Annotated in this window: 6 protein-coding genes and 1 pseudogene; 2 read left to right on the forward strand and 5 right to left on the reverse strand. The window is 73.2% G+C overall.

Translation table 11 applies throughout. The features are described from left to right. Positions 1-147: 147 nt before the first annotated feature. Positions 148-1,461 (forward strand): aminotransferase-like domain-containing protein, encoded by a 1,314-nt coding sequence (locus ACWEVO_RS05110; RefSeq protein ID WP_452306289.1) that lies wholly within the window; start codon positions 148-150, stop codon positions 1,459-1,461. Between the two features lie 7 nt (positions 1,462-1,468). After that, on the forward strand, positions 1,469-2,467 hold the full coding sequence (locus tag ACWEVO_RS05115; protein ID WP_452306290.1) for a D-alanine--D-alanine ligase family protein: 999 nt from the start codon (positions 1,469-1,471) through the stop codon (positions 2,465-2,467). A gap of 170 nt (positions 2,468-2,637) precedes the next feature. On the opposite strand, the pseudogene ACWEVO_RS05120 reads toward ACWEVO_RS05115, so the two are convergent. The 5 genes and pseudogenes from ACWEVO_RS05120 to ACWEVO_RS05140 form a co-directional block, all read right to left on the reverse strand. Then, a pseudogene (locus tag ACWEVO_RS05120) lies at positions 2,638-3,229 on the reverse strand (hypothetical protein); the annotation flags it as partial. Positions 3,230-5,620: 2,391 nt separating this feature from the next. Continuing rightward, a complete protein-coding gene (locus tag ACWEVO_RS05125) occupies positions 5,621-6,646 on the reverse strand; it encodes a ParB/RepB/Spo0J family partition protein (protein ID WP_452306291.1) in 1,026 nt (341 codons plus the stop codon). Between the two features lie 27 nt (positions 6,647-6,673). After that, positions 6,674-8,008, reverse strand: coding sequence for an AAA family ATPase (locus tag ACWEVO_RS05130; RefSeq protein ID WP_452306292.1), 1,335 nt, complete (start codon positions 8,006-8,008; stop codon positions 6,674-6,676). Between the two features lie 247 nt (positions 8,009-8,255). Beyond that, positions 8,256-9,047, reverse strand: coding sequence for a 16S rRNA (guanine(527)-N(7))-methyltransferase RsmG (gene rsmG, locus ACWEVO_RS05135; RefSeq protein WP_452306294.1), 792 nt, complete (start codon positions 9,045-9,047; stop codon positions 8,256-8,258). Between the two features lie 388 nt (positions 9,048-9,435). Then, on the reverse strand, positions 9,436-9,954 hold the full coding sequence (locus ACWEVO_RS05140) for a Jag family protein (protein WP_452306295.1): 519 nt from the start codon (positions 9,952-9,954) through the stop codon (positions 9,436-9,438). Positions 9,955-10,275 lie beyond the last annotated feature (321 nt).

Genomic DNA, 10,275 nt, shown 5'->3' on the forward strand with positions numbered 1-10,275 from the left:
GGATGTGGACGTACCCACACGGCGGGTCCGTCACTGGTGAGCGGGGACTACGATCGACCAACCGGGCGTCCCGCGCCGCCATGGATGCCGGCATCACGGGTACCACACCGGGCGGCAGCCCCGCCGACACCCGATCGAGGTGATGTCATGACCGGCACGACGCTCGACGACTACACCGACCGGTACGCCCGCCGGGTCCGGGGGATGACCGCCTCCGAGATCCGGGCGCTCTTCGCGGTGGCCAGCCGGCCGGAGGTGGTCTCGCTCGCCGGTGGGGCGCCGTACATCGCGGCACTGCCGCTGGACGCGGTCGGCGAGATGCTCGGCCGGCTCGGCGCCGAGCACGGCGCGACCACCCTCCAGTACGGCATCGGCCAGGGCACCCTGGAGCTGCGCGAGCGGATCTGTGAGGTGATGGCCCTCTCCGGCATCGACGCCTCCTGCGGCGCCAGTCCGGAGGACGTGGTGGTCACGGTGGGCGGGCAGCAGGCGCTCGACCTGGTGGCCCGGCTCTTCCTGGACCCGGGTGACGTGGTGCTCGCCGAGGGGCCGACGTATGTCGGCGCACTCGGGGTGTTCCAGGCCGCCCAGGCCCAGGTGGCCCACGTGCCGATGGACGCCGAAGGGCTGATTCCGGAGGCGCTGGAGGCCGCCATCGCCGACCTGGCCCGCGCCGGCCGGCGGGTGAAGTTCCTCTACACCATCCCCACCTACCAGAACCCGACCGGCGTGACGCTGAGCGAGGAGCGGCGGGAACGGGTGCTCGACATCTGCGAGCGCGCCGGGCTGCTGGTGGTCGAGGACGACCCGTACGGGCAGCTCGGTTTCGAGGGCGAGGCGCCGGCGCCGCTGCGGGCCCGGCGGCGCGACGGGGTCTTCTACCTGAGCACCTTCTCCAAGACCTTCGCCCCCGGCCTGCGGGTCGGCTGGATCCTCGCGCCGCACGCGGTCCGCGACAAGCTGGTCATCGCCAGTGAGGCGCAGATCCTCTGCCCCAGCGGCTACGCGCAGGCCGCCGTCTCGACCTACCTCGGCACCATGCCGTGGCGGCAGCAGCTCAAGGTCTACCGCGAGGTCTACCGGGAGCGCCGGGACGCGATGCTCGCCGCGCTCGCCGACCTGATGCCAGCGGGCACCACCTGGACGACGCCGGGCGGCGGTCTCTTCGTCTGGGCGACCCTGCCCGACGGCCTGGACTCCAAGGCGATGATGCCGCGCGCGATCGCCGCCCGGGTCGCGTACGTGCCGGGCACCGGCTTCTACGCCGACGGCGCGGGCGGCGGCAACATGCGGCTCAACTTCTCCTTCCCCACGCCCGAGCGGATCCGGGAGGGCGTCCGCCGGCTCTCCGGCGTGATGGAACAGGAGATCGCCATGCGCAAGGTCTTCGGGGCGGTCGGCGGCGCCGGGCCGCGGCGCCGGCAGGGCGGCTCGGACGCGCCCGGTCCCGACTTGGCATGATTCCCGCATGGCTGTCAGCCCTGCCCCGCACACTTCCGTGACCGACCCCGCCGCCACCGAGGAGCTGCATGTCCTGGTGCTCGCCGGCGGGCTCTCCTACGAGCGGGACGTCTCGCTGCGGTCCGGCCGCCGGGTGCTCGACGCGCTGCGGGCGGTCGGCATGGACGCCGAGCTGCGGGACGCCGACATCGCCCTGCTGCCCGCGCTGGCCGCCGACCCACCGGACGCCGTGGTGATCGCCCTGCACGGCGCCACCGGCGAGGACGGCTCGCTGCGCGGCGTACTCGACCTCTGTGACGTGCCGTACGTCGGCTGCGACGCGCGCGCCTCCCGGCTGGCCTGGGACAAGCCCTCCGCGAAGGCGGTGCTGCGCGAGGCCGGCATCCCCACCCCGGACTGGGTGGCCCTGCCGCACGACCGCTTCTCCGAGCTGGGCGCGGTGGCCGTGCTGGACCGGATCGCCGACCGCCTCGGCCTGCCGCTGATGGTGAAGCCGGCGCAGGGCGGCTCCGGGCTGGGTGCCGCGGTGGTCCGGGACGCCGCATCGCTGCCGGCCGCGATGGTCGGCTGTTTCGCGTACGACCAGACGGCGCTGGTGGAGCGGTACGTCCCCGGGATGGACGTGGCGGTGTCGGTGGTCGACCTCGGCGAGGGGCCGCAGGCCCTGCCCCCGGTCGAGATCGTGCCGCGGAACGGGGTCTACGACTACGCCGCCCGCTACACCGCCGGTCGCACCACCTGGCATGCGCCCGCCCGCCTCGACCCGCAGACGACCGAGCGGGTGGCCGAGGTGGCGCTCGCCGCGCACACCGCGCTCGGCCTGCGCGACCTGTCCCGGGTCGACCTGATCGTCGACGCCGACGGGCAACCGCACGTACTCGAGGTCAACGTCTCCCCGGGGATGACCGAGACCTCGCTGCTGCCACTGGCCGTCCAGGCGGCCGGGTTGGACTTCGGCCGGGTGCTCGGTTCGCTGGTGACCCGAGCCGCCGCCCGCCGCCCGTAGGCTCCGCCCTCAGCCGGCCGGGGACTGCTCGGCCTTCGGCTCGTCCGTTCCGGCGGCCGCTTCCGGCGCCGGCACCTCCGCCGGCTCGGGGATCTCGTCGGCCGCCTCGATGACCGACACCGCCTCGTCCTCGACGAGCGGCTCGGTGCCCTCGGCCGGGGACGCGGAGAGGCTCGACGGTGCCTGCCACTGGATCCGTGGCGGCTCGGCGAGCGGACGACCGCCGAACTCGGCCAGCCAGGCGGCGACCAGGGCCAGATTCTCCCGCCACTGCGCCTCGGAGATGGGCGGCAGGATGGAGTCCCACAGGGACAGGAAGGTGCCCCGCAGCTGGAGCCGCCCGTACGGCCGCGCCAGGAACCACATGTGCAGGTGCGCCGAGCCGTCGCCCCAGCGGTTCACGTGCACCCGGGCCACGCCGTCGAGGGACCGGATGGCGCGCTCCAGCCGGACGGTCATCACGCCCAGCTCGGCGGCGAGCAGGTTCGGCAGGTCGCCGAGGTCGAGGTGGGAACGGGACTCCAGGATCAGCACCATCGGGAGGCCGGTGGGGCGGTCCATGGCGCGGACCCGCCACCGCTCACCGACCCAGATGTACGCCTCGTCGGGCGCGTTGCACGCGGTGCACTCACGGTTTCCTTCCCCACGGCGGGGAGGCTCGACCGGCACCGGGTCGTCGAGGTCCTTGACACGAAGGTCGCCCTCGAAGGGGAACGAGGGCCACTGGGTGAAGTCCGGGACTGAGGGAGGGGTGTCCTGCACGACGCTGACCCTAACCGAGTCCGCGACGCCTGTCCCTACCTGATTCATCGGTGGGCGCCGGTTCCTCCGATGATCCCGGCCCTGACCGTCGATGGTTGTCCACCGCGTTGTCCACAGGCTGCCGAGGTCGCCACCACACCGCGTCATCCACAGCTCAGCAAGGCTTTCCGCTCCTTGTTTCACGTGAAACGGCGGCGCCCTGTGGAAAACAACTGTGGATAACTTCCGGGACCGTGGGGGTGGCTTCTTCGCCGCCCTCGGCCCTCCCTTCTCAACGACCGAGCCCACCGTCGGCACCGGCCTCCGACCGTCTTTTCCCGTCTCCCCTGGGGGTGCGTCGGCCCCGTCGCTGCCGGCCGGGCCCGGCCGTTCGGGCGGCCTCATCCGCATCCTCGCCCGGGCAGCGTCGGTTCGGCCGGGTCGTGAGGATGGGTGCGGCGTGGTGTTTCACGTGAAACGGGAGGCCGTTGGCCCGGCTGGTTTCCCGACCTCCTCGGGCGGCGGCGTTGGCCGGGGCGAAGTCGCGCTCCGGCCGGTCTCTCTGCGCTGACGGTTGGCGGGCTATCGCCCCGGCGGCACCGCTCGGGCCACTGCCCGCCTCCGTGGCGTTCGCGGCCGCCAGATTCGCCTGGCTCGACCGCCACCTCTGCCGGCGGGCACCGGGCGGTGGCCGAACCCGTGTGGGCGATTCGAGGGCTGGCAGGAGCATCGGCCGGAACATCGCCCACCGGCCGGTGCTCGCCGTTGGCGGCCGTTGTTCCGCACCGCCGGCGGCAGCGGCAGCCTCGCCTTCGCGTGCACCCCAGATCTGGGATTGGCGGTGGCGGCGATTCGCTACCGGCTCGGACGCAGGCGACGGCGTTGTCGGCACCCCAATGCAGGTCTGCCTGCGGCACCTGCGGGGCCACCGCCGGCGAGCAGGTTGTGGATGACCCACCGAAGGCGTCCGCTCGGGCGCGGGTGTTCGCCGCCAGCGAGGGGCCGCACGACCGTCGCCCACTCGGTGGCCTGGTCGGCGCTCGGATGGGAGCTTGGCACCCGGTTCGCAGATGAGCGCGGGGGGATGCGTGCCTCGGAAATGACACCGGGCCGGCCGCCGTCGTCGACCGGGCAGCCGCGGCGCCCGACCCAGGTGGAACGGGCCGGAGCACCGCGCCCCCGGCGGTCGATCCGGAGGCGCGGGGCTCGGCGACCGTGGAACCGGCCGAAGCCCCGGCCGGGTGGCCTCCTCGTTGGGCCGCGGCTCGCAGGAGGCCGGGCGTGGTGGCCGGGAGCGGAGGGCCGGCCGACGACCGACCGCACCCCGCAATCGCTGCCTGCCCCGCTCCCAGCCGGCTAGCTCCGACTGTTCCGCTCCGCATCCCGCATGTCGCGGCATCCGACCCGCGGTACACGCCGAGATGGCCGCACGTCAGGTCGACGGAAGGAGTGACGCCGACCGGTGTCGCCGGTCGGGCCCACCGGGGAGCGTGTCACGGGTACCGGGGCGACGGGCGGGCGCCCGCCCCGCCGAGACGCTGGCGGAGCCGACTGCATCAGGCCGGCGGAGCGCACCCGCGTGGGCGGCTCGGCACCTGCCGCGGCGCGTCGTTTGGCCGACACCGGGAAGGGACCGCGGCGGGACCGTCAGCGGGCCGGTCCCCACCCCCACTCGCCGGAGCGGCGGCGCACCCACCGCCAGCGGGATCAAACCGAGCACCTCCTGCCCAGGACTCGGTTCCACGTGAAACCACACGGTCGGCCGGGCTGAGGCCCGGCCCTCTCTCGCCACAGTCCCGGGCAACGGCCCACGCCCGACTCTGTGCGACGCGTCGAGGCCTTCGACGACGTCGGCCTGGAGCCAGTGCTGGGGCAGGCCAGACCAGTGGGCGGCTACCGGCAAACCCCGCCAGGTAGCCATCGAACTCGGCTCCGTGACAGATGCCGCTCGACGCCTGTGCGGTGGCGGTCCGCGACGGTGGGTGGTCCTTGGCCGACCGCCGCATGCCCACACCTCCGCCGGGCGGGTCGCCGCAGCGACTGGACGGTGGGACGCCGCTGGGTTTCACGTGAAACAACCCGCCCGCCGGACGGCTCGCCCGGTAGAGGACGCCGTGCCTCACCGGCCGGGCCTTCAGGAGTGACACCCACTCCCGGCGCCGCACCGCGCCGACAAGGCGAACAGCGCAGGCAACGGGAGCGCACGACCGGCCAGAGGCCGTACAGCCGCCGACCAACGCGCCGGCACCCCGGGAGGGGGCGCCGGCCTCGATCGGCCCGGAGAAGAGCACACAAGGCATCTGGCGGGCCCATCCCTGTCGGTGCCTCGTACCGCCCGGCCGTTACCCGAGCCCGAAAACGACTCGGCCGCGTCACCCGGCGAGGGCGACGCGGCCGTTTGCCGCGGGTGGCTCACTCCTCGGGTTGGTCCTCCTGACCCACGCCGATGATGCCCACGATCCGCTCCAGGTCGTCGACCGTGGCGAACTCGATGGTGATCTTGCCCTTGCTCCGGCCGATGTCGACCTTCACCCGGGTGTCGAACCGGTCGGAGAGCCGGTCCGCCAGGTCGGACAACGCCGGCGCGTGCGGCTTCGGCCGGCGCTTGGCTGCGGGGGCCTTGGCCGGGCCGTCGGCGAGTGCCAGAGCCACCAGTTCCTCGGTGGCGCGTACCGAGATGCCCTCCGCCACGATCCGCTTGGCGAGCTGCTCCTGCGCCTCGGCGTCGTCCAGGCTGAGCAGCGCCCGGGCGTGGCCGGCGGAAAGCACCCCGGCGGCGACCCGCCGCTGCACCTGCGCCGGCAGGTTCATCAGGCGGATGGTGTTGGAGATCTGGGGTCGGCTGCGGCCGATCCGCCGGGCCAGTTCCTCGTGGGTGGCGCCGAACTCCTCCAGCAGCTGTTGGTAGGCGGCCGCCTCCTCCAGCGGGTTGAGGTTGGCCCGGTGGATGTTCTCCAGCAGCGCGTCGCGGAGCATCGCGTCGTCTTTGGTGTCCCGGACGATCGCGGGGATGCTCTCCCGGCCCACCGCCTGTGCCGCCCGCCAGCGCCGCTCGCCCATGACGAGTTCGTACTTCTCGCCGTCGAGCTGGCGTACGACGATCGGCTGGAGGAAACCGACCTCCTGGATAGAGGTCTTCAGCTCCTCCAGCGCCTCCTCGTCGAAGACCTGCCGGGGCTGTTTCGGGTTGGGCACGATGGCGTCGACCGGGATCTCGGCGAAGCGCGCCCCGGGCACCGGGCTCAGTTGTGGCTCGGGCTCCGTCGTCGGGGCCGGTGCCCCGATAGCGGCGGCCGCACCGGCCACCGGCACCGCCGGGGCGGTCGTCGCCGCACCGCTCTCGGACTCGGCTGCCGCCGGGGCACTGCCCGGCGCCGGTCCGGTGGGGATGAGGGCACCCAGCCCCCGGCCCAGACCGCCGCGAGGACGGTTCTTCATGCGACGCCTCCCAGCGACTTCTCCGCACTACGCATTCCGGCTCACCGGCTCCTTGACGCCCCGCTCGGCGATCTCCTGGGCGGCCTCGAAGTAGCTCGTCGCCCCCCGCGAACCGGGATCGTAGGTCATGACCGACTGGCCGTAGCTCGGCGCCTCGGAGACCCGAACGTTCCGGGGGATGACCGCCTGGAGCACCTTGTCGCCGAAGTGGTTCCGGACGTCCTGCTCCACGGCGTCCGCCAGGCGGGTACGCCGGTCGTACATGGTGAGCAGGATGGTGGAGACCTCCAGCCGCGGATTGAGGTGCTGACGAACCAGGTTGATGTTGTTGATCAGCTGGTTGAGGCCCTCCAGTGCGTAGTACTCACACTGGATCGGAATCAGCACCTCCTGCGCGGCGACCAACGCGTTGACGGTCAGCAGGCCGAGCGACGGCGGGCAGTCGATGAAGACGTAGTCGAAGTGCCCGGGGTAGGCGGCGATGGCCCGCGCCAGCCGGGACTCCCGGGCGACCACCGAGACCAGCTCGATCTCCGCGCCGGCCAGGTCGATGGTGGCCGGTACACACCACAGGTTCGGGATGCCCTCGACCGCCTGCGCCACCTCTTCCAGCGGCACACTGTCGATCAGGCAGTCGTACACGTCCGGGACCCCGGTGTGGTGCGGAACGTTCAAGCCGGTGGAGGCGTTGCCCTGCGGGTCGAGATCGACGACCAGGACCCGGTTGCCGTGCAGGGCGAGTGCCACTGCCAGGTTCACCGTCGTCGTGGTCTTGCCCACGCCGCCCTTCTGGTTGGCGACGCACATCACCCGGGTCCGTTCTGGCCGAGGCATGGTGACCTCGCCACTGGGATTAAGGATCTGCACGGCGCGCATAGCCTCCATAGCCAACGGTGGGTCATCCTCTTCGCGCGTCGGGGTTTCACGTGAAACGTACGTGCTGCCGGCTGCTTCCGCCCCGTAGCCGGTGACCGGTGGCGTGTCGGCCGGGACCACCACCCCGGCGATCACGTCCGGAGCGGCCTGTGGGGTGGGCTGGTGCGGTACGCCGGAGGCCGGCGGCTCGTAGCGCCCGGGAACGGCGGCGTTGCCCCGTGCCGGAGCCGGTCGCTCGGTGGGGGCGTTCGCCGGCCCGTCCGTCGGGTCGTGTGGCTCCCGCGACAGCGGGACGTTCGCCGGCACGGCGGAGGTCGGCCGGACGGGGACCTCCCGGCGCGTCGGATCGCCCTCCGTCTGGCTGCGGGAGTCATCACTCACCGGCCAGCCCGGGTAGTCGGTTTCACGTGAGACGGGATCGGCGGCCGAGGGTCGCCCTTCTGGCCCGGTCACCCGTCGGTCGTCGTACCTGCCGTCGTCATGCACCTGTCATCCCTGCCCGCTCCGGATGGTCGGTCCGCACCCGTCAAATCAGGCCCTCGCGCTCGCGGCGCGGCGTCACGGCCCGGCGGGAACGGTCGGGTTCGGGTGCCGCCCGGCACCGCCGTTCCACACTATCGACGCGCGGTCAGCCTACGGCGGACGGGCGTAGCCGGTCCACGTCGGGTTCTGATCGATCCGCTCTTCCGCGTTCGTCGAGCGACCGAACCGGGATTCGGAAAGCCTTGCGGCGTCAGCGATCGCGGTCGCGGCCACCGCGGCGGCGCCCACCCCGCGAACGCTTCGATCCCTTCTTCCGGGCCGGGCCGATCACCCGCTCCCGCACCACCTCGATCACCGTCGCCGGTGGGTCGATCACGTCCACTCCGCACCGGTGCAGTTCCGGTTCGCCACCGCCCAGCCGGGCAACGGCCGCACCGTGTTCGGTGATCTCCTCGGCCGCCGAGGCGCCCTTCAGCGCGACGAGTCGGCCGCCGGCCACCGCCAGCGGCAGGCACCACGCGGCGAGCCGGTCCAGCGCGGCCACCGCCCGGGCGGTCACCACATCGGCGCTGAGCGGCGGGGTGTCCCGCGTACCGGCCGCCGCCTCCTCGGCCCGGCCTCGGAACACCCGGACAGCCCGGGTCAGGCCGAGCTGCTCCACCGCCTCCACCAGGAAGGCGGTCCGTCGGGCCAGGGGCTCGACCAGCGTGACGGTGAGATCGGGCCGGGCGATCGCCAGCACGAGACCGGGAAGTCCGGCCCCGGAACCGACGTCGATGACGCTCGCGCCCTCGGGGACCCGCTCCGCCATCGCCGCGCAGTTGAGGAGGTGCCGCTCCCAGATACGCGGCGTCTCGCGGGGGCCGATCAGGCCGCGCACCACGCCCTCCGTCGCCAGCAGTTCGGCGTACGCGGCGGCCAGGTCGAGCCGGTCGCCGAAGAGGGTACGGGCCGCCCCGGCCAACTCGGGCGGCAACGTCACGTCGGAAGGGGAGGGCCGTTCACCCGACCCGGGCTCGGCCGGTCGGGCGTCGGCGTCCACGACGGACGGACCGGCCGCGGGTCCGGCGACGGTCGGCTCGGCGAACACCGGGTCGACGGCGCCGGCCGGAGCGACCGGGGTGGCGCCGATCGGCGCGGCGGTGTCCGGCTCACTGGAGAAGGCCGGGTCGACGGTGACCTCCGGCTCCGCCGGAAAGGCCGGGACGGCCGGTTCGTCGGGAGAAGTTGGGGCCGGCGGCGCCCCGGAGAACGCCGGGTCGACCGCGGTGGACGGCGCACCGGAGAAGGAATGATCCGCTGCGGGAGCGGAGTCGCCGTCGGAGAAGACCGGATCGACGATGGGGTCGGGCTGCACAGGCGACGGCCCGGGCGGCGTACCGCCCGGGCCGGACACGGCACCCGCCGTCGTCTCGTCGTGGGTCACCCCGTCAGTCCACCGGCCGGACGACGATACGGCGGTTCGGCTCCACGCCCTCGGACTCGCTCTCCACGCCGGTCATCGCGTTCACCACGTCGTGCACGCACTTGCGCTCGAACGCGGACATCGGCTCCAGGCGCACCGGCTCGCCGTACTCCTTGACCTTCTCGACGGCGTTGCGGGCGACGGCGGCGAGTTCCTTGCGCCGGGCGGCACGGTAGCCACCGACGTCGAGCAGCAGGCGGCTCGGCGAGCCGGTCTGCCGGAACACGGCCAGCCGGGCCAGTTCCTGCAGCGCCTCCAGCGTGGCGCCACGCTGACCGATCAGGCTCTGCAGGCGGCCGCCGACCACCTCGACGACCGGGCGGCCGCCGGAGACGAGCTCGTCGATGTCGCCGTCGTAGTCGAGGATGTCGAGCAGGCCCTCGACGTAGTCGGCCGCGATCTCGCTCTGCCGGAACAGGTCGCTCTCGGCCGGGGCCTTCTTCTCGGCCTGGGTCTCCTCGGCCTCGTCCGTTGCGGCCGGCACGCTCTCCTCGTCCACGGACGGGTCGGCGCTGGGGATGCTGGTGTCGGTCACGGTGTCATCTCCGTACTCGCTCGGCCGGACCGTCGGGTCCGCTGGTCTCCCGGGGCCGGCGGGAGGTCTCGCCGATGCCCTCGGGCACGTCTTGTACGGGCAGTTTCGCCCGTGACCGCGCTCCGCGCGGCGGTTCCGGCCCGGCGCCGACCGTACGGCGGCAGCTCGGGGCCGGATCGGTGCGCCACCCGGAGCGCCCGGGGGGCCCCGTGGCTAAAGCCGGGCGGGTGGGGGGGGGGGGGTTATTTGGGTTTTACAGAGATGTTGCGG

Source organism: Micromonospora sp. NPDC003776 (assembly GCF_053605645.1).